Genomic DNA, 21,320 nt, shown 5'->3' on the forward strand with positions numbered 1-21,320 from the left:
AGATTGTTAACAGATTTACATTGTCATACAAGCATATCAGATAATAACTTCACTACAGAAGAAATAATTAAGAGAGCATCAGAAAATAATATAAGTGTTTTAGCAATAACAAATCATGATACATTGTCTGGATTAGATGAAGCTATCATATTGGGAGAAAATTATGGAATAACTATAATACCAGGTATAGAAATATCAGCATACGATTATAAAAACAGAAAAAGAGTTCATATCTTGGGCTATAACATAGATTTAAATAGTCAAGAAATAAAAAATTTATGTAATCCAATGGTTTGTGATAGACATAAAGCATCTGTTAAGATGGTAAATAAAATTATAGATTTAGGATATAAAATATCTCTAGAAGATGTAAAGAAATATACATCAAAGACTGGAATATTTAAACAACATATAATGAAAGCGCTTATAGATAAAGGATACACAGATAAAATATATTCAAGTTTATATAAAGAGTTGTTTCATAGAGGAAATGGTAAGGCGTATGTATCTTTAAAATATGTAGATTATAAAGATGCAATAAGAGCTATAAAAAGTTCTGGTGGAATTTGCGTACTAGCTCATCCTGGGCAAATGGACAATTTTAATGCTATTGAAGATATGGTGAATGTTGGATTAGATGGGATAGAAGTGTATCATCCATCTCACAATAAAGACTTAGAAAAAGAGTCACTTTCTTATGCTAAGAAATACAACTTAGTTGTTACAGGAGGCTCAGATTATCATGGGCTTTACTCTCAGCATGAGTGTGACCTAGGAAGTAAAAGCTTAAATAGAGAAGATTTATTTAAGTTTAGGTTAGCCTTAGGAGGGGTTTTATAAATGTCTTTTTTACAAGTTAAAGATGTAAGTAAAAGTTATGGACAAGCTAAAGTGCTAAAAGACATATCTATTGATATTGAAAAAGGAGAGTTTATTTGTTTATTGGGACCAAGTGGATGTGGGAAAAGTACTTTGCTTAGGATAATTGCAGGGCTTGAAGACAAACATGATGGAAAAATAATAATAAATGATAAAGATATGACAAACTCACCACCTGAAAGTAGAAATTTTGGTATAGTTTTTCAGTCATATGCACTATTTCCAAATATGACTGTTTACAAAAACATAGCTTTTGGCTTAGAAAATAAAAATATAAATAAATCTAATATTGATAAGAAAGTTAATGAAGTTTTAGAGGTAGTAGAATTAAGTGGATATGAGAAAAAGTATCCCTCTCAATTATCAGGAGGGCAACAACAGAGAGTCGCACTAGCTCGTGCAATTGCTCTAGAGCCAGATTTTTTACTTCTTGATGAACCATTATCTGCATTGGATGCAAAAGTAAGATTGAAACTTAGGGAACAGATTAGAAGCTTACATAGAAAACTGGGTATTACTACTATAATGGTAACTCACGACCAAGAAGAGGCACTTTGCTTGGCGGATAAAATGGTTGTTATGAATAGTGGAGAAATAATACAGGTTGGGACTCCAAAAGAAGTATATAAAAATCCAGAGACCCCTTTTGTAGCTGATTTTATAGGAACAATAAACTTTATAGATGATGGTATTAATAAGATAGCTATCAGACCAGAAGATATAAAAGTAGAATTTAATAGAGATTCTAAAGACAATGATATCAAAGTTGGAGAGATTTTAGATATTGAATTTAGAGGATTTAACTATAGAATTACAGTTGAGTATTGTTCTAAGAAAATAAAATTAGATATAGTTTCAAAAGTTGCAGAACAAATGAAACTGTGTATAGGGTCTAAAATAAATTTTAAAATTCCCAAAGAAGGAATTGTAGAATATAAATCAGAGGGATGTGCTTAATAGCTAGGGGTGAATAAATGATAACAACAAAAAACAAAAGAAGGATAAGTGGTAGTACAATACAAAAATGTTTTTTAATTTTTTCGCTAATTATACTAATAGTATTTATATTGTTTCCTTTAGTATCATTATTAAAAAATGCATTTTTAGATACAAGTGGAAACTTCATAGGTATTTCAAATTTTAGTAAATATGCTGAAAATCCAAGTCTTATAGCATCATTTAAAAATTCAATTTTTGTATCTACAGTTTCATCTTTAATATCACTATGTTTAGCATTTATCTATTCATATGCAATAACAAGAACAAATATAAAATTTAAGAATTTTTTTAAAACTATGGGAATGTTTCCCCTTTTTGCACCAACTATGTTATATGGTATTTCACTTATATACCTATTTGGAAATAAAGGAATATTTACAACAATGGGATTTGAGATACCATTATATGGACCATTAGGAATAATTGTCTCTCAAATACTGTTTACATTTCCACAAGCTTTTTTAATACTATCCGTTGCTCTTTCAATGGCAGATTATAGACTTTATGAGGCAGCAGATAGCTTAGGGGCTAGTGATTTTAAAAAGTTTTTTAAAATTACAATTCCAGGCATAAAGTACTCACTGGTAAGTTCTTTCTTTGTATCCTTTATACTTGCATTTACAGACTTTGGAGCAGCAAAAGTAGTCGGAGGAAACTATAATGTGTTAGCTACAGATATATATAAGCAAGTAGTGGGGCAGTTTAACATACCAATGGGAGCAACTGTTTCTATGGTAATGTTGATTCCTGTACTAATAGCTTTTACATTAGACAAGGTGGCAAGTAAAAAACAAGGAATGACTATAACAGCAAAATCTATGCCTTATAAAATTAAAGAAAACAAATTTAGAGATAGAGTATTTTTAATAGCATGTAGTTTTATAACTTTATTAATCTTCATTTTGATATTTGTTTCAGTTATAGGTTCAGTCATAAAATTATGGCCATATAACCTAAGTTTTACAATGGAACATTATACATTTAAAGGTATTTTAGGAAGCGGATTAAAAACCTATTTAAGCAGTTTAAAAATATCAACATTAACAGCTATATTTGGAACTATATTTGTGTTTTTTAGTGCATACATGATAGAAAAAGTAGATAAGTTTCCACGATTAAGACAAACAGCTTACTTTTTATCTATGATACCAATGGCATTACCAGGTCTAGTGCTAGGAATATCATATATAACTTTTTTTAACTCAGCAAGTAATCCACTAAATTTCCTATATGGTGGTACAGCTATACTTGTCATAGTAAATATAGTACATTTTTACTCTGTTTGCTTTATAACTTCAAATTCGTCACTAAAAATGTTGGATAGAGAGTATGAGTTAGTTGCAAAATCTATAAATATTCCCTTTTATAAAGTGTTTTTCAACATCACAGTACCAATGTCTATAACATCAATACTTGAGATAGTAGTATATTATTTTGTAAATTCAATGGTTACTGTTTCAGCATTAATATTTTTATATACTCCTCAGACTCAGACTGCATCAATATCCATATTGAAGTTAGATGAGATAGGATATATAGGACCATCAGCAGCTATGGCAGTATTAGTGCTTTTAACAAATATAATAGTAAGACTTTGCTATGAATTCGTAACAAAAAAATTAAAAAATAATACACAAAAATGGCAACAAAAAGATGTTGCATAGGGGAGGTAAAGATGAAATTTAAGAAGCTAGTTTCTTTAGGAGTATTATCAACACTTTTATTGAGTGTAATAACAGGATGTAGCACTGCCTCATCAGGTGGAGACTCAAAGTCTGATAGTAAAACAAAAGGTGATTTAACAGTTTACACAGCAATCGAAGAAGACAGTATAGACCCATATTTAGCTACATTTAAAGAAAAATACCCAGATATTAAATTAAATGTTGTTAGAGCATCAACAGGAGATATAACAGCAAGACTATTAGCAGAAAAAGATAACCCTCAAGCAGATATTGTATGGGGGATTGCTGCCACAAGCTTGCTAGTTGCAGATGACCAAGGAATGTTAGAACCATACGCTCCAGAAGGGTCTGATAAGATAGACCCTGCATTTAAAGATGATAAAGAAGTACCTTCATGGGTTGGAATAGATGCTTGGATGACAGGTATAACAGTAAATACTAAAGAATTAAAAGATAAAAATATACCAGTTCCTAGTTCTTATGAAGATTTGATAAAGCCAGAATATAAAGGTCTTATATCTATGCCTAATCCATCTTCTTCTGGTACAGGATATTTAACGGTATCAGCGCTTATACAAATTATGGGAGAAGAAAAAGCATGGCAATATATGGATAAGTTACATGAAAATATTGGTGTATATACTCAATCAGGTTCAGCTCCAGCTACATCAGCAGCTTCAGGAGAGTATCCTATAGGGATATCTTTTGGATACAGAGGCATAAAATTAAAAGAAGAAGGTTATCCAGTAGAAGTAGTGTTTCCAAAAGAAGGTTCTGGATGGGATATAGAAGCAAATGCTCTTGTAAAAAAAGATAATATAAAAGAAGCTTCTAAGGTATTTTTAGATTGGGCAATAAGTAAAGATGCAATGAATGAGTATTCTAAGAACTATGCAGTTACTACAGTTGATACAGGAAATCCAATCCCAGAAGGATTCCCTAAAAAGCCATTAGAACAAATGATAGATAATGATTTAAAATCAGCAGCAAAAAATAGAGAAACTATATTAAATAAATGGATATCAAAATATGATGGAAAGACAGAAAAGGAAAGTTAAATTCATTAATAAAATACAATAAAAAAGAGCCTAGAATATAAAATTTATATCTAGGCTCTTTTAATGTATATTTGTCCTGAGTTCTACATCTTTTTCTATAAATCATTAATATTAAAAAAGAAAATTGTATGGATGATATAATATTAATACAGGTAATGCTACATGGGACTTATTGTTGCTTATAGGTGATTCAATAGAATATAATAGTGAATATATTTATCTAGTAGGAATAAATTTTTCTTAAACTATAGATTTCTAAATAAAAATAAATAGGTTAGTGCCTTGATTAAATTAAATAAAAACCTTAAAATAAAGAGATGTAAACAAAAACTAAAAACAAATAAAAGGTGAATTTATATGATAAAAGAGATAATAGTAGTAGAGGGAAGAGATGATGTTACAGCTGTTAAGAGAGCAATAGATGCAGAACTTATAACCACAGGTGGATTTGGATTTCCAAAAGGAGTAATGGAGCGTATAAAATCAGCTAATGAAAGACGAGGAGTTATAATATTTACCGACCCAGATTTTGCAGGTGAAAAAATAAGAAAAAAAATAGCATCAGAAGTTCCAGGATGTAAACATGCGTTTTTACCAAGAGAAGAAGCTAAAAAGGATGGAGATATAGGTATAGAAAATGCTACTCCTAAAAGTATAATAGCAGCTTTAAATAAAGTTAGAACTGAAAGTACAGAGAAAAGAGATGAATTTAAACAAGTTGATTTGATTAGAAATGGTCTTATAGGAAATGAAGATGCATCATCTAGGAGAGATGCACTTGGTAAAATACTTGGGATTGGTTATGGAAATGCAAAGCAATTTTTAAATAGATTAAATAATTATGGTGTTGAAAGAGAAGAATTTATAAGTGCATTAAAACAAATTTAAATGTAAGCATATATGATATGAAAAAAATATATAAAAAATAAATATAAAATTATGGAGTAATTTAAAATAAATTATCTTTAATAAATATTTTGCTTTAAACACATGTAAATAAGTATAATTAATAGGATAAAATCTTAAAATAAGTTAAAAAGGAGTAAACGATGGATAGACTATCTTCACACAGTGCAACGAAAGAAGTAGTACAAAAACATAATTTTAAATTTTCAAAGTCTTTAGGTCAGAATTTTTTAATAGATAGTAATATAATAGATAAAATATTGGATGGAGCTAGAGTTACAGAAGGAGATAACATAATAGAAGTAGGTCCTGGGATAGGTACACTTACTCGTGAAATGGGTAAGGTAGCAGAGAAAGTGGTAGCTATAGAAATTGATAGAAACTTAATTCCTATATTGAAAGATACCTTATCAGATTTAGAGAATATAGAAGTTATAAACCAAGATATATTAAAAGTAGATATACAAGAACTAGTAAAAGATAAATTAAATGGTGGACCAGTTAAGCTTGTAGCAAATCTTCCATATTATATAACTACACCAATAGTTATGAAATTTTTAGAAGAGGATATACCTGTAACGGATATAGTAGTTATGGTTCAAAAAGAAGTTGCAGATAGAATGAATGCTGTTCCAAGTACAAAGGATTATGGAGCATTGTCCATAGCTGTTCAGTACTATTGTGAAACAGAAATTGTAGCAAAGGCTCCAAGACATATGTTTATACCACAACCCAATGTAGATTCAACGGTTATAGGTTTACATGTCAGAGCTGAAAAGAAATATGATGTTCATAATGAAGAACTATTTTTCAAGACAGTAAAAGCATCTTTTGGACAAAGAAGGAAGACTTTACTTAATTCATTGGGAGGCCTTGGTTTTCTTAATAAGGACGAAATAAGAGAAATATTAAAAGAAGCTAATATAGATGAAAAAAGACGTGGTGAAACTCTTAGTATAGAAGAGTTTGCAGTTCTTTCAAATATAGTAAATACAAAAGTATCTTCTAAATAGGAGGTACTTTTTTTTATTTTATTAACATATATTGTTTAGAGAAACTGTGTTAAGGGGGGATTGCAGTGGGTTCTAAAAGAAAGTTTAAAAGAGACTATATAATACTAGAAGCTAAAGACATAAACTTTAGATACAAAGAACGAGTACTGCCAAAAGCTTTTGCAAAAGTCGAAGTAAATGATGAAAAATCAATCATTGCATTATATGTAGAAAATCTAAAATATGTTAAAGATGGGTATAAAGCAGTAGCAATAAAAGGTGACCATGGATTAATAGACTTAGGAAATATAATTTTAAATGAACAAGGAAGAGGTGAATTTGTTTTAGATTTAGAGGATTATGATGAAGAAATAAAAGGAATTGCCTTATTGTATGAAAGAAATATTCCTCTAGTTGGGTTTAAGGGAAATAAGATTGAAAATTATGAGGACATATTATTCCAAGATGTAGAAGATGAAGGGTTAGCTGAAAGTGAAGAAGAGTATTTAGAAGAAGATATAGAGGTTGAAAGAGAAGAAGAGTACTTAGAAGAAGATGCTGATAATGAAGAAAACAGTGATAGTGACGAAGAATATATTATAGAAGAATATGATGAAGATGAATATGAAGATTATTGGGAAGATGATGAAACCGAAGAGGGAGAATTAAAGATAAGAGCAGATGTAGAAGATTCTAGTGATGATGAAATTGAAGAATTTAATAACTATAAGGAAATAGAAAATTATAACAAGGCTAAAGAAAATGAATTCTATGACGATATAGAATATGAAGATGAATATGATGAGGATGAAGAAGATTTTGAAATAAGACATGAAGAAAAGGTAGTTGCTTCTCAAAAAACTACTAAGTCAAAGAAAACTCAAAAAGAACAAAATAATGTTGAAAAAGTAAAAAGAGCCAATGGAATAAATCAAATAGATAGTGGGAATAAGCAAGCTGGAACATTACTTATGCCTAGACAAATAAAGAAAGGGTTAAAGCTATTTAGAGAAGTTAAGCCTTTTACAGCAGATTATATAGACAATACAAGATGGTGGAAAATAGAGGTAAACCCTACAACATTGTGTGGATATTCAATGCCTTATTTAGGATATTTAAATGTATTGAATTATACAATGTATAGTGATGCAGTTTTACATTCATATAAATATAGACATTACTTATTCGGAGTACAATATGATGAATATAATAAGAGAAAGCATTATATTTATGCTATTCCAGGTAATAGAAATGAACAACCAGATAATGGAAGTACAGGATTTTTGAGATATCAAGCTTGTGACCACAGAACCAATAGTTTAGGCTACTGGTTATGCTTTATAGATTCTAGACAGAGAAGTATAGTTAGATAAAACAATAAGAATGAAAGAATTTAACTTTAACTTTCATTTTAGTAAAGAAACTTAACTAAAATGATATAAAAGTTTAAAAACTATTGATAATATTTAAATATTACACTACAATATATGTTGAAATACCTATTATATTATGGAGGAAGATTATGATAAACGAGCAAAGAATTTTAAATGAGTTCCTTGAATTAATACAGATAGACAGTTTATCTTTAAAAGAGGGGAACGTAGCCAAAGTATTAGTTGAAAAGTTAGAAGAAATAGGTTGTTCAGTTGTAGTAGATAATGCTGGTGAAAAAGCAAATGGAGAAACAGGCAATATAATAGCTACTTTAAAAGGAAATAAAGAAGGAAAGAAAATATTATTTAGTTCACATATGGATACAGTAACTCCAGGAATAGGGGTAAAACCTATAGTGGATGAAGTAAATGGAATAATAAAAAGTGATGGGACTACAATATTAGGATCTGATGATAAAGCAGGTATAGCAGCTATATTAGAGGGATTAAGACAAGTAAAAGAAAATAATATAGAACATACTGATATTCAAGTTGTATTCTCTATATGTGAAGAATGTGGATTAGTTGGAGCTAAAAATTTAGACTATGCAAAAATAGATTCTAAATATGCCTTTGTATTAGATAGTGGTGGTTCTCCAGGAGAGATAATAGTAAAAGCTCCTGCACAAGATGTAATAAATGTTAAGATATTAGGAAAGACAGCTCATGCAGGTCTTGAGCCTGAAGCTGGTATAAGTGCTATAATGGTAGCTGCTAGAGCAATAGATAATATGAATTTACTTAGAATAGATGAAGAAACAACTGCTAACATAGGAATTATAAATGGTGGAACAGCTACAAATATAGTAACAGGAGAAGTTAACATAGTTGCAGAAGCTAGAAGTCTAAAAGAAGATAAATTAGATGTTCAAACTAAACATATGGTAGAAACTTTTGAAAAAGCTGCTAAGGATTTTGGAGCTAAAATTGAAATAGATGTAAATAGAGCATATACTCCAATAGATGTGAATGAAAATTCAGAAATAATACAACTTGCAAAAAAAGCATTTTCAAATTTAGGAATAGAAGGTCATACTGAATCTACAGGAGGAGGTAGCGATACTAATATATTAAGTAAAAATGGTATTGAAGCTATAACTCTAGGAATAGGTATGAAAAATGCGCATACATTAGATGAACATATAGCTATAAAGGATTTATATGATTCTGCCAAAATGGTAATAGAGATAATAAAAGAAGCATAAATTTAAATAATAGTGTATAATATATATATCGCCTAGCTCAAGCTAGGTGATTTTTCATTTTATAGAAGATTGATAATCTCTATTGAAAGTAAAAGATATACATTTGAATATAATAATAAATTTAATTTATGTTTAAGTATATGTTTTTAATAATATTTAGATTTGGTTTGTTAGGAGGAATAACAATGGAAACAAGGTATGAGGAAGCAAATAAAATAACAATACAATCAATAATTTGGAATATAGTCTTAACAATAATTAAGGTGATAGCTGGTATTATTGGTAATTCGAGTGCTATGATTGCAGATGGATTACATTCAGCCTCAGATATTATAAGTTCTATAGGTGTACTGATAGGTAATTATGTATCTTCTAGACCAGGAGATAAGGAACATAATTATGGTCACGAAAAGGCAGAGACATTGGTATCATTCGTATTATCAATATTACTTATATTTGTTTCTATAACAATAGGTATAGGGGCTATTAAATCATTATTTAACTTAGATGCATTGAGTGTTCCATCAATACTTCCGTTAATAGTGTCAGTCATCTCAATTTTGATAAAAGAGTATCAATATAGAATAACAATCAAAGTTGCTAAAAAGATAAATTCACCAGCTTTAAAAGCAGATGCTTGGCATCATAGGTCAGATGCTCTATCTTCAGTGGCTGCATTTATAGGTATAGGAGGTTCTATTTTAGGATTTAAACCATTAGACCCAATTGCGTCAGTTGTAGTGGCAGTATTTGTGGCTAAGGTAGGAATCGATATACTTAGAAGTTCTGTAAATGAATTGATGGATGTTTCAGTTGATGAAGAAGAAAGAAGAGAATTAAAGTTTATTGTAGCAGATACAGAAGGTGTTAAAAATCTAGGAGATATAAAGACTAGAAAGCATGGAGCTATGGCATATGTGGACTTGACTATATGTGTTGATGAAAATCTCACAGTAAAACAGGGGCACGATATTGCTACTAAGTTGGAAAAACATATAATAAAACATATGGAATTTGTAAAAGGGATAACAGTTCATGTTGAACCATGCACTAATTGCCAAGGAAATAAGTGTATAAAATAATTATAGCTTAAAAAAAAGTGTAAAAAGTTATATAATTGTTTTATGACTATAAACTCTAGGGGTGGTTAAATGAGTAAGAAAAGAAAACTAAAGAAAAAAGCTGCAATATTAATAGGAGTAGTTGTTTTCTTTATAATATACTTTATATCCTTTAAAATAGGTCTAAACATGGAGAAGGATAAGAGTGAAGTTCCAAAGAAAGTAGAAACAGAGACAGAAGATAATAGGTCTTTAATGACTCAAATAAAAGAGAAAAAGAAAATTTATGTATCAGATAAAAATGTAGAAAACATAAAAATCGAAGAAGATATGTGGAACGAGATAAAGTTCTTTTTCTCAGAATTTAAGAAGGTAAGAAATACTACTTCTTATGAAGCAATTTATGAAGGGTATTCTGATGATGGAATTAAATTTTCTACAGACCTTAATTTTTTTAGAGTCTATACTGTAAATAAAGAGGAATATTATAAAGTTCCAATTGATTCCAAAAATTCTTTTAAGAAACTTTTAGATGAGAGTATATATACTTCATTTGACCTTTTGAGTCACTATAAAGACTGGAAAGAGGTCACTATAACTTATGGAAAAGAAACTAAGAAGGTTCATAAATGGAAGTTTGATGATTTAGCACATAAGATGATTTCAAAAAGAGTTGTAGGAAAGGTTCAGCCAGAAAAAAGCAAGGAAAGAAGTGATTATAATTTCAGTATAAATATAAAAGGTGAAAATTTTGCTGTGAAAGTAGATACAATGGGCAAGGATTATGTAAAAGTTACTTCTAAAAAAACTGTCTCTTACTACGAGGTTCATACAAGTTTATTTGATTATCTTAAAAATGAAATATTTGAGATTGGAAAGAAATAAAATATTAAGAAGGCTATCAAGCGATTATATCATTTGATAGCCTACATTAATTTTTATATGTTATTTTTAGTTACATACTATTTTTCAACTAGTAAGTCTGCAACCTTATATATTGGACCAGCACCAGCAGTTATTACTAAATCATTATCATTAACATTTTCACGTAAATATTTTACTATATCTTCAAATTCTTTTATGTAGATAGCATCTACGTTGTTTTGATATAATTTTTCAACTAAATCTTTAGAGTGTATATCTCCTGGATCATCTTCTCTTGCAGCATATATGTCTGTTATGATAACTTTATCAGCAGCATAGAAAGCTTCTGAAAATTCTCCTAAAAGAGATTTTGTTCTAGTGTAAGTATGTGGCTGGAAGATGCACCATAAAGTTGATTTTTTTAACTTTTTAGCAGCAGCTAAAGTAGCCTTTAATTCAGTTGGATGATGTGCATAATCATCTATTACTAAGGCATTTTTGTAGTATCCTTTAGATTCAAATCGTCTTCCTACACCTTTATATATTTTTAAATTTTTTCTTATAGTCTCTAAATCAATACCAGAAACAAGAGCTGCCATTATAGCAGAAGAAGCATTGTATATATTATGAAGACCATATACAGAAAGCTCGAATTCTCCCAAATCTTTTCCTTGATACTCTATTTTAAATATCCCATGACCACTATTATCAAAATGTATGTCTTTTATTACAGCATCATTGTCAGAATCTCTACCATATTTTATAATAGTAGCTTTGACATCATATAATATGTCATCTACATTTTCATCATCACCATTTATTATGAAATATCCATCTGGAGGTAAAAGTTTACCAAATTTATTAAAAGAAGCTTTGATTTCGTCTATACCTGAGAAATAATCAAGATGGTCTTCCTCAACATTTAAAACTATAGATATCTTAGGATTAAAATTAAGGAAACTATCTACATATTCACATGCCTCAGTTATAAAATGGTTAGAATTACCTATCTTAACATTACCACCTATCATGCTTAAGTTACCACCAACTAGTATAGTTGGGTCTAAGTCTGCATATTCAAAAATTGTAGACAACATAGATGTTGTAGAAGTCTTTCCATGTGTACCAGAAACTGCTATAGAGTTTTTATATTCTCTCATAATCTGGCCTAAAAAAGTAGCTCTGTTCATTATTAATTTATTCTTTTCTCGAGCAGCTATAAGTTCTTCATTATCTGGGTGAACTGCTGCAGTATAAACAACCATATTTACATCATCTGATATATTTTCTTTTTTTTGACCGATATAGATGTTTGCCCCTTGATCCCTAAGTTTGTCTAATAGATATGATTCGTTTGAATCCGAACCTGAAACCTGATAACCCTTATTGATACATATTTCGGCTAATGCACTCATGCTGATACCGCCAATTCCTATAAAGTGTATATTCATAATAAAACCACCTTTCTTTTTAATTAAGTCCTACAATATGAACTATTTTTGTGGTATAATAATATAATGTTCAATATTTTATAATTAATATGCATATAATATTATATGTATTTTATTTTTGAATATAATAAAACATAAGTAATATTATACCACAATACGAATTGTTATGCATTATTTAGTTTAAGGTTATATAAAGGTATTTGTAGGAGGAAATAGTAATGAAATTTAAAAGAACAGAGAGAATTGGAGCAATAGTTAAAATACTATCTGATAATCCAAATAAAATATATACATTAAGTTATTTTACAAATCAATTTAATGCAGCAAAATCCACAATAAGTGAAGATTTATTAGTTGTAAAAAATGTATTTGAAAAACTACATTTAGGGAAAGTTATAACTATCTCAGGTGCAGCAGGAGGAGTAAAATATATACCTAAAACTTCTATAGCAGAAAATGCAGAGTTTTTAATGGAATTATGTGAGAAAATATGTGATACATCTAGAATACTATCTGGTGGTTTTTTATACTTAATTGATTTAATTTATGACCCTACAATAGCTGCTAAGATAGGAAAAATATTTGCTTCAAACATTGAATATGTAGATGCAGATTATGTTGTAACAATGGAAACAAAAGGTATACCTATGGCACTTATGACTGCAAAGGCTATGAATTTGCCTTTAGTTATAATAAGGAAAGACATAAAAGTATCAGAAGGTCCTACCCTTAGTATGACATATGTAAGTGGAAATAATTCGAAGGTTGAGAGTATGAGTTTACCAAGAAGGGCTCTTAAACCAGATAGTAAAGTTATAATTATAGATGATTTCATGAGGGGTGGAGGTACTATAAAAGGAATGGTAGACCTTATGAATGAATTTGGAGCAGAGGTTATAGGTACTGGAGTATTTATATCTACAACAAATCCTTCAGAAAAAATGGTAAAAGATTATATATCACTAATTCAGTTAGATGTTACTGGAGATAAAATAGTAGTTGAACCAAATTTAAAAACTTTTAAAGATGAATATAGAAATGAAGAATTAGATGAAGAAAATGATTCAGAATTTGAATTTGAAATAGATGAAGATTAATAAAAAAAATATTTAGAAAAATATGTAAAAATAAAAAGAGGATATCCCTAGTTGTCCATAGAATTACTTAAAAAACAGTTTATATTAATTTATTCCAACAATAATAATTTTAATATAAATTAATTTCTGTCAAAATCAAAGGGGGATATATTGGTATGAAGATAACTGACGTAAGAGTAAGAAAATTAACAGAAGAAGGCAAGATGAAATGTATAGTTTCAATAACTTTTGATAATTTGTTTGTAGTGCATGATATAAAAGTTATAGAAGGCCACAATGGGTTATTTATAGCAATGCCTAGCAGAAAAGTAGGCGAAGGAAATTTCAGAGACATAGCTCATCCAATAAATGCAGAAATGAGACAAGTTTTAGAAGATGCAGTTTTACAAGCGTATCATGAAGCATTAGTTCAATGGGAAGTAGCTGCTGAATAACAATAAATATAAAATGGAGAGAGCCCGAACATTTAGGCTCTTTTTAAATGTAGAATTTGCATTAAAATATGTACTTTTTAGTAAAAAAGTGCTATATTATTAGTGATAATGTATATGTTGTATACAAATTGTTAAATAAATGTATTATAATGTATATTGATTGAGATAATAATACGAATAAAATTAAATTAGATTGAATGGAGTGTATCAATGAACTTTAAAGCTATAATCCTTGCCGCTGGCAAAGGAACAAGAATGAAGTCTAAATACCCAAAAGTTATACATAAAGTATGCGGAAAAGAAATGGTCAACCATATTATAGATGTTTCAAAAAAATCAGGTGTAAAGGATACTGTTGTAATTTTGGGGCATGAAGCGGATGTAGTAAAAGAAAAACTTGCAGAAGAAACTATGATAGCTATGCAAACAGAACAGCTTGGAACAGGACATGCTGTAAAAATGGCTAAAGAATATATAAATGATGACGATATAATAGTTGTACTTTGTGGAGATACTCCACTTATAAAGGAAGAAACATTAAAGAAATTATTTGATTTCCATATAGAAAATAAATATCATGCCACAGTTCTTACAACAAAAGTTGGAAATCCAACAGGTTATGGTAGAATAATAAGAGATAAGAAGGGTGACCTTCTTAAAATAGTGGAACAAAAAGATGCAAATTCAGAAGAAAAAATGATAAGTGAGATAAATTCTGGGATATACTGTTTTAATGGAAAGAGTCTTAGAGAAGCATTAGATTTGTTAAATAATAACAATGCACAAGGTGAATATTATTTAACTGATACTGCTAAAATAATGAGAGACAAGGGCTTAAAAGTTGGTGCATTTGCAGGTTCAACTATTGAAGAACTTATGGGTGTTAACTCAAGAGTGGAATTATCAAAGGCAGAAGAAATTATGAGAAGAAGAATAAATGAATCTCATATGGTAAATGGAGTGACTATAATAAACACTAACTCTACCTACATAGAATCTGATGTTGAGATAGGTAATGATACTATAATATATCCAGGGGTTATGTTACAAGGAAAAACAAAGATAGGTTCAGATTGTATAATTGGAATGAACTCATCTATAACAAACTCAGAAATAGGAAATGGGACAGAAATAAAAAATTCAACGATACTTGATAGTAAAGTTGGAGATAATACTACTGTTGGACCATATGCATATTTAAGACCGAAAACTAACTTAGGAAACAATGTAAAAATAGGTGATTTTGTAGAGGTAAAAAATGCTGTTATAGAAGATGGTTCAAAAGCATCTCATCTTTCTTATATAGGAGATGCGCATGTTGGAAAAAATGTGAATATTGGATGTGGAGTAGTATTTGTAAACTATGATGGTAAAAATAAATTTAAGTCAATAGTTAAAGATGATGCGTTTATAGGTTCAAATTCTAATTTAGTTGCACCAGTAGTTGTAGAAGAAAAAGGATATATAGCAACAGGTTCAACAATAACACATGATGTCCCAGATGGAGCTTTAGCAATAGCAAGACAAAGACAAGTTGTTAAAGAAGGATGGGTAGAAAAGAAGAATCAAAAAGATAATCAAGGTAAGTAGTTATTTAGTTTATTATTTTGGCTAATAAAATTAGCTCGAAATTATTATAAATTATATTCATTAGGATTTTAAAATTTTCAGGAGGGTTACATAAATGAATACTAGCGGAAGCGAGATTAAAATTATTGCAGGTAATTCATCGAAAGAGTTAGCACAAAAAATAGCTGACTATATAGGTGTATCAGTGCTAGACTGTGAAGTAGGTACATTTAGTGATGGTGAAATATGTGTAAACATGAATGAGACAGTAAGAGGTTGTGATGTGTTTGTAGTACAATCTACTAATAGTCCAGTAAATGATAACTTAATGGAGTTATTAATCTTAATTGATGCATTAAAGAGAGCATCAGCAGGAAGAATAACAGCAGTTATTCCTTACTATGGATATGCAAGACAAGATAGAAAAGCTAAGGCAAGAGATCCAATCACTGCTAAATTAGTTGCAAACTTAATAACTGCTGCTGGAGCAGACAGAGTATTAACAATGGATTTACATGCAGCTCAAATACAAGGATACTTTGATATACCACTAGACCACTTATTAGGTGGAACAATATTAGCAGATTACTTCAATGAAAAGAAAATAGAAGATTTAGTAGTAGTATCTCCAGATTTAGGAAGTGTTACTAGATCAAGAAAGTTTGCTAATACTTTAAATGGAGAAGTTCCAATAGCGATAATAGATAAGAGAAGACCAAAAGCTAATGTATGTGAAGTTATGAACTTAATAGGTGATGTTAAAGGTAAAAATGTTATACTATTAGATGATATGATAGATACAGCTGGAACAATCGTTAATGCGGCAAATGCACTTAAAGAGTTTGGAGCAAAAGATGTTTATGCTTGTTGTACTCATGGTGTATTATCAGGACCAGCTATTGAAAGAATTTCTAATTCAGAAATAAGTGAGTTAATAGTTCTTGATACTATACAACTTCCTGAAGAAAAAAGAATAGATAAGATAAAAATAAAAACAGTAGCTCCTTTATTTGGAGATGCTATAAGAATGATATTCTCTAATGAATCAGTAAGTAAATTATTTTAATTAATTAGATTTATAAGAGTTGCTTAAAGTAAGTTTTTAAGCAACTCTTTTTTAATATCTAATTTATGTATTAGTATAATTTATTGGAGTTGTATGTGTGTATATAAAAGTAAATGTTTCTTGTAAAACATGTGGATAAGTAATTAAAAACTAAATTTAATAAAAAATATAAAATTATGAATATTACGAATATAAAAAATATTTGGAAAAAGCATTGAAAAAGTTTGAATTATGTAGTATTATGTAAATATAAATTAAAGAAAGAGGTGTTTCCAATGGGAAGGATTGAAGATGAACCCCTAATAATTAATTGATTCAGCCACAATCTAAAGTAAATATAAAAATCTATTGAAAGTTTATTTATAAGAATTGAAAATAGTATCTATTCTATATCTTTAGTGTTTGTGAGAGGGTTCTGGATTATATAAAGTTACTGTAAAGAAAGTAATTTTGTACGATAAGCATATATATAGATGAAGAGTTTCATTTATATAGTGATTGTGGCTGAATCATAACTGCAAGAATATAGATGTTTTTAATAAAATACTATATTGTAATAGCTTTTAGCTTTCAAATAAATATTAGCAAAGGATGGAAATGACAATGATAAAACTAAATGATAATTTATAAATATCTCCTTACGATATATGATAATTGTAGGGAGATGTTTCTTTTTTGTATAGTATAATTACTTTCGGAAATTATGTTTGAATATGTTAAAGTTTGGTATATATAAATAATATAAACTGTATTGCTAAAATGTGGTAACTATTATATAATATAAGTGGATATGTATCTCTATTATGAGTTATATATCATTCTAAATTTAATAAAATAGAAACGTTGATGTATGTTCTGTAATGTGGGCACCTTGGAACATATTGAGTTAGTGGTGCAACCGGCTATGAAATTGTATTTATGATACTTTTATTTTCATAGTTTTTTTTGTTCAAAAAAATGGTTATATGCTAGAAATAAATCTGGTTAGTACGTGTAAATAATTTTACTTAGATTTTTAACCAGATATATTATAATTAAGTATTAATTAAAAAAATTGAGGGGGAATAAAAATGAAGTTAAGAAAGAATAAAAAAGGTTTCACTTTAGTGGAATTATTGGTAGTAATTGCAATTATAGGTATATTAGCAGTAGTGGCAGTTCCAGCTTTATTTAGTAATATAAACAAAGCTAAGGTAGCAAGTGTTGAGTCTGATTATAGTTCAGTTAAAAGTGCAGCATTGTCTTATTATGCAGATACTAACACATTACCTACAGATATAAAAACGCACTTAAAATCATACTTGGAATCTGATATAGAAAATTCTGATATTGGTGGAACTTATGATTTAGTTAAAGTTAGTAATAATAAAAAATTAGCATTATTGATAGATGGCGCAACAATAACAAAAGAACAAGCGAACAAACTAGTATCTGATATAGGGGAAGATAAGGTTTATACAGATGAAAATCTTTCTAGTAAGTTAACTAGTGCTTTAGATAAAGGTGATATATACATCATTCTTATAGATAATTTAGAGGATAATGGTAGTAGTGGTAATTAATAGTAAATAATATATTTATTATTTGATTATATTTAAGTTTAATTATAAATTTAATGAAAAAGGCAGGAAGAAAATCTTCCTGTCTTTTATACTATTTTCTTTAATGTCCAATCACAAATGATGATATAATTGAGATAGTAAAGGAGTGAAATCTGTGGCTAAAAAAGTTAGAATAGGAGACAAACTGGTTGAAAAAGGATACATAACAGAAGACCAGCTTAAATGGGCATTATCAGAACAAAAAAACAGTGGAAAAAGACTAGGAGAATTTCTAGTACAAGAAGGTCTTATAGATAGTAACTTATTAATAAGTGTATTAAAAGAACTTTTGGATATAGAAAGTGTATTTTTAGAAGGAACAGAAATAGACACATTAGCTACAAAAATGGTTCCAGAAAATATATGTAAAAGATATGCGATATTTCCATTCAAAATCGATGGAGACAAGATATGTCTAGCCATGTCAGACCCACAAGACAGAGAAGCAGTTCAAGATGTAAGACGTATGTCAGGTAAAGATGTCGAAATATTTATATCAAGTGCAGAAGATATAAACAAAGCAATAGGTCATGCTTATGCACATTCAGAAATAAATAAAGCAATGACTGAATACAACAAAAACAAGACTGGTGGAATTAGAGAAACAGTAATCCTTGAAGAGGATGTAAATGCTGCTCCAATAGTAAGACTAGTAAATAATATACTAGAAAATGCTGTTAGAATGGAGGCCAGTGATATACATATAGAACAAAGCGAAAATTACATGCGTGTTAGATTTAGAATAGATGGAATGTTAAGAGAATATATGAGAATGAACTCTGCTCCATACAAAGCGGTAATAAGTCGTATAAAAATAATGTCAGATATAAATATATCTGAAAAGCGGATTCCACAAGATGGTAGAATATATTTAAAAGTAGATAATAAACCTATAGATTTTAGGGTTTCTACAATGCCTACTAATAGGGATGAAAAAATAGCAATGAGAGTACTTGATAAGAGTAATTTTATGGTAAGTAAAGAAGTACTAGGAATAGATGAACATGGCTCTAAGATATATGATGAGTTAATAAATACTCCTTATGGGCTTATATTGGTAGTTGGACCTACTGGAAGTGGAAAAACTACTACATTATATTCAATGCTAAATCAATTGAATACGGAAAATAGAAATTTATTAACGATAGAAGACCCTATAGAGTATGAACTACCTGGTGTAAATCAATCTCAAATAAATGAGAAGGCAGGACTTACTTTTGCCAGTGGGCTTAGAGCCTTTATGCGTCAAGACCCAGATATAATAATGGTTGGAGAGATAAGAGATACAGAAACTGCTGAAATAGCAATTAGAGCTTCTCTTACAGGACATTTAGTTTTAAGTACATTACATGCAAATACAGCAGTCGGAGCGATTTCACGTCTTTTAGATATGGATGTGGAAAGTTTTTTGATAACTTCATCTCTTTTAGGGGTAATATCTCAAAGGCTGACACGAAAAATATGTGAACATTGTAGAATTTCATATGAGGCAGACACTGGAGAAAAAAAGGCTCTTGGCATTGATGTAAACGAATCAGTGACTATCTATAAAGGACAGGGATGTGAAAGATGTAATAATACTGGATATAAGGGTCGTCTAGGTATATTTGAAATGCTTGAAATTACACCAGAAATAAAAGAGCTAATAGATTCATCTGCAAATCAAAGAGAAATTTTAAAGTTAGCTAAAAAACAAGGTATGATTAGTCTAAAAGAGGATATAGTTAAAAAGGTTTTAGGTGGAAAGACAACAGTAGAAGAAATGATTAGAATAATTTTGATGACTGATTAAGGGATGATATTATGAAAAGTTTTAAGTACACAATAATAAAAGAGGATGGGAAAAAGCAAACTGATGTGATTGAAGCTAATGATTTTAATGAAGCTAAAAGTCTTCTTAGAAAAAGAAATCTTAGAGTTCTTGAAATCAAAGAAAGTAAAAGTAAAAATATAAATATATCTTCTAGAAAGAGAAAAAAAGACTTAGGGGCTGACCAAATAAGCCATTTTTGCAGACAGTTTGCTATTATAGTATCTTCTGGTATAAATAGTATTTCTGGATTAGAAACATTAGCAGGAAGGTCAACTAATGTTACATTAAGAGAAGAAATAAATCGTATAGTAGCAGAGATAAAAATAGGTTCTACTATTGCTGACTCAATGCTTGCACCAAAGTCTAAGTTTCCAAAGTTACTTGGTGCTATGGTGGCTACAGGTGAGGCTACAGGTAAACTAGATGAAGTATTAAAAAGTATGGCTTCATTTTATTCCAGTGAGCATAGAGTTAAGCAAAAGCTTAGAAATGCAGCTACATACCCATTAATAGTTTTGATTTCTTCATTTATAATGATTTTTATATTTACAGCATTTATGGTACCTAAGATGATTAATTCAATCACAACAGTAGGTGCCACTCTTCCACTTGTAACAAGGATTGTTATGGGATTTGGTACATTTATGAAGACATTTTGGCCAATAGTACTTTTAGTTATTATACTGTCTATTTACCAATTTAAGAAGTATCTAAAAACACCAGTGGGTAGAGCTCAAAAGGATAGAGTTATAAATAAAATTCCTGTATTGGGAAAAGGTATAAACTGTATGGTGGCTACACGATTTTCAAGAGCATTGTATCTATTTGTATCAACTGGGTATCCATTAGTTCAAGGGCTCGATTATATTATAGATAGTGTAAATAATACTATGGCAGAAAAGATTTTAACATCAGCAAAAGATGGAATAACAAGAGGTGAAAGTCTAGCAGAAAACTTAGAAAGATATACGTATTTTGATTCAGTTTTAGTGCAGATGATAGCTATAGGGGAACAGACAGGGGAATTAGAGAACATAAGTAGACAGATGGCTGAATTCTATGAATATGAATCCGAAATTTATCTAAATAGAATGGCATCAATGATAGAACCTGTTTTAATAATTGCAGTTGGTATTATAGTTGCGGTACTGGTTGTATCAATATTCATGCCAATGCTTAGTATATATGATGCTATGTAGGAGGGAAA

General features: G+C 29.4%; 18 protein-coding genes and 1 riboswitch. Of the genes, 17 read left to right on the forward strand and 1 reads right to left on the reverse strand.

Annotation, left to right across the window (positions count from 1 at the left end; translation table 11 throughout):
• Window positions 1-3 precede the first annotated feature (3 nt).
• The 10 genes from IC175_RS16740 to IC175_RS16785 all read left to right on the forward strand — a co-directional run bounded on the left by IC175_RS16740 (window position 4) and on the right by IC175_RS16785 (window position 11,103).
• Window positions 4-840 (forward strand): PHP domain-containing protein, encoded by an 837-nt coding sequence (locus tag IC175_RS16740; RefSeq protein WP_227851749.1) that lies wholly within the window; start codon window positions 4-6, stop codon window positions 838-840.
• Window positions 841-1,836 carry an ABC transporter ATP-binding protein gene (locus tag IC175_RS16745; RefSeq protein WP_227436351.1) on the forward strand — a complete coding sequence of 332 codons (996 nt, stop codon included), beginning with the start codon at window positions 841-843 and terminating at the stop codon, window positions 1,834-1,836.
• A gap of 17 nt (window positions 1,837-1,853) precedes the next feature.
• Window positions 1,854-3,542 carry a putative 2-aminoethylphosphonate ABC transporter permease subunit gene (locus IC175_RS16750; protein WP_227851750.1) on the forward strand — a complete coding sequence of 563 codons (1,689 nt, stop codon included), beginning with the start codon at window positions 1,854-1,856 and terminating at the stop codon, window positions 3,540-3,542.
• An 11-nt stretch (window positions 3,543-3,553) separates the two neighbouring features.
• Window positions 3,554-4,621 carry a putative 2-aminoethylphosphonate ABC transporter substrate-binding protein gene (locus IC175_RS16755; protein ID WP_227436348.1) on the forward strand — a complete coding sequence of 356 codons (1,068 nt, stop codon included), beginning with the start codon at window positions 3,554-3,556 and terminating at the stop codon, window positions 4,619-4,621.
• A 357-nt stretch (window positions 4,622-4,978) separates the two neighbouring features.
• Complete coding sequence (gene rnmV, locus IC175_RS16760) at window positions 4,979-5,509, forward strand: ribonuclease M5 (RefSeq protein ID WP_227436345.1); 531 nt, start codon at window positions 4,979-4,981, stop codon at window positions 5,507-5,509.
• A 161-nt stretch (window positions 5,510-5,670) separates the two neighbouring features.
• On the forward strand, window positions 5,671-6,540 hold the full coding sequence (gene rsmA, locus IC175_RS16765; RefSeq protein WP_227825271.1) for a 16S rRNA (adenine(1518)-N(6)/adenine(1519)-N(6))-dimethyltransferase RsmA: 870 nt from the start codon (window positions 5,671-5,673) through the stop codon (window positions 6,538-6,540).
• A 65-nt stretch (window positions 6,541-6,605) separates the two neighbouring features.
• Complete coding sequence (locus IC175_RS16770) at window positions 6,606-7,892, forward strand: hypothetical protein (protein WP_227851751.1); 1,287 nt, start codon at window positions 6,606-6,608, stop codon at window positions 7,890-7,892.
• 149 nt (window positions 7,893-8,041) lie between these two features.
• A complete protein-coding gene (locus tag IC175_RS16775) occupies window positions 8,042-9,157 on the forward strand; it encodes a M20/M25/M40 family metallo-hydrolase (protein ID WP_227851752.1) in 1,116 nt (371 codons plus the stop codon).
• 185 nt (window positions 9,158-9,342) lie between these two features.
• Complete coding sequence (locus IC175_RS16780; protein ID WP_227436337.1) at window positions 9,343-10,239, forward strand: cation diffusion facilitator family transporter; 897 nt, start codon at window positions 9,343-9,345, stop codon at window positions 10,237-10,239.
• Window positions 10,240-10,308: 69 nt separating this feature from the next.
• The gene (locus IC175_RS16785) at window positions 10,309-11,103 is read left to right on the forward strand and encodes a hypothetical protein (protein WP_227436335.1); all 795 of its coding nucleotides are present in this window, start codon (window positions 10,309-10,311) and stop codon (window positions 11,101-11,103) included.
• Between the two features lie 77 nt (window positions 11,104-11,180).
• Here the strand turns inward: IC175_RS16785 and murC are convergent, their stop codons facing one another.
• Entirely contained in the window at window positions 11,181-12,533 is a 1,353-nt protein-coding gene (murC, locus tag IC175_RS16790; RefSeq protein WP_227436333.1) for a UDP-N-acetylmuramate--L-alanine ligase, read from the reverse strand.
• Between the two features lie 218 nt (window positions 12,534-12,751).
• On the opposite strand from murC, the gene purR reads away from it, so the two are divergent.
• The 7 genes from purR (at window position 12,752) to IC175_RS16825 (ending at window position 21,312) form a co-directional block, all read left to right on the forward strand.
• Complete coding sequence (gene purR / locus IC175_RS16795) at window positions 12,752-13,630, forward strand: pur operon repressor (RefSeq protein ID WP_227436331.1); 879 nt, start codon at window positions 12,752-12,754, stop codon at window positions 13,628-13,630.
• 155 nt (window positions 13,631-13,785) lie between these two features.
• The gene (spoVG, locus tag IC175_RS16800) at window positions 13,786-14,064 is read left to right on the forward strand and encodes a septation regulator SpoVG (protein WP_003421453.1); all 279 of its coding nucleotides are present in this window, start codon (window positions 13,786-13,788) and stop codon (window positions 14,062-14,064) included.
• Between the two features lie 210 nt (window positions 14,065-14,274).
• On the forward strand, window positions 14,275-15,654 hold the full coding sequence (gene glmU, locus IC175_RS16805) for a bifunctional UDP-N-acetylglucosamine diphosphorylase/glucosamine-1-phosphate N-acetyltransferase GlmU (RefSeq protein ID WP_227436330.1): 1,380 nt from the start codon (window positions 14,275-14,277) through the stop codon (window positions 15,652-15,654).
• A 94-nt stretch (window positions 15,655-15,748) separates the two neighbouring features.
• Window positions 15,749-16,699 (forward strand): ribose-phosphate diphosphokinase, encoded by a 951-nt coding sequence (locus IC175_RS16810; protein WP_054271950.1) that lies wholly within the window; start codon window positions 15,749-15,751, stop codon window positions 16,697-16,699.
• A gap of 827 nt (window positions 16,700-17,526) precedes the next feature.
• Window positions 17,527-17,612, forward strand: a riboswitch (cyclic di-GMP riboswitch).
• 157 nt (window positions 17,613-17,769) lie between these two features.
• A complete protein-coding gene (locus IC175_RS16815) occupies window positions 17,770-18,261 on the forward strand; it encodes a type II secretion system protein (RefSeq protein ID WP_227831530.1) in 492 nt (163 codons plus the stop codon).
• Window positions 18,262-18,415: 154 nt separating this feature from the next.
• A complete protein-coding gene (locus IC175_RS16820; RefSeq protein ID WP_227831529.1) occupies window positions 18,416-20,092 on the forward strand; it encodes a GspE/PulE family protein in 1,677 nt (558 codons plus the stop codon).
• Between the two features lie 11 nt (window positions 20,093-20,103).
• Entirely contained in the window at window positions 20,104-21,312 is a 1,209-nt protein-coding gene (locus IC175_RS16825) for a type II secretion system F family protein (protein WP_227436325.1), read from the forward strand.
• Window positions 21,313-21,320 lie beyond the last annotated feature (8 nt).

The sequence above is a fragment of the Clostridioides sp. ES-S-0123-01 genome (assembly GCF_020658415.1).
In the GTDB taxonomy this organism is placed as follows: Bacteria; Bacillota; Clostridia; order Peptostreptococcales; family Peptostreptococcaceae; genus Clostridioides.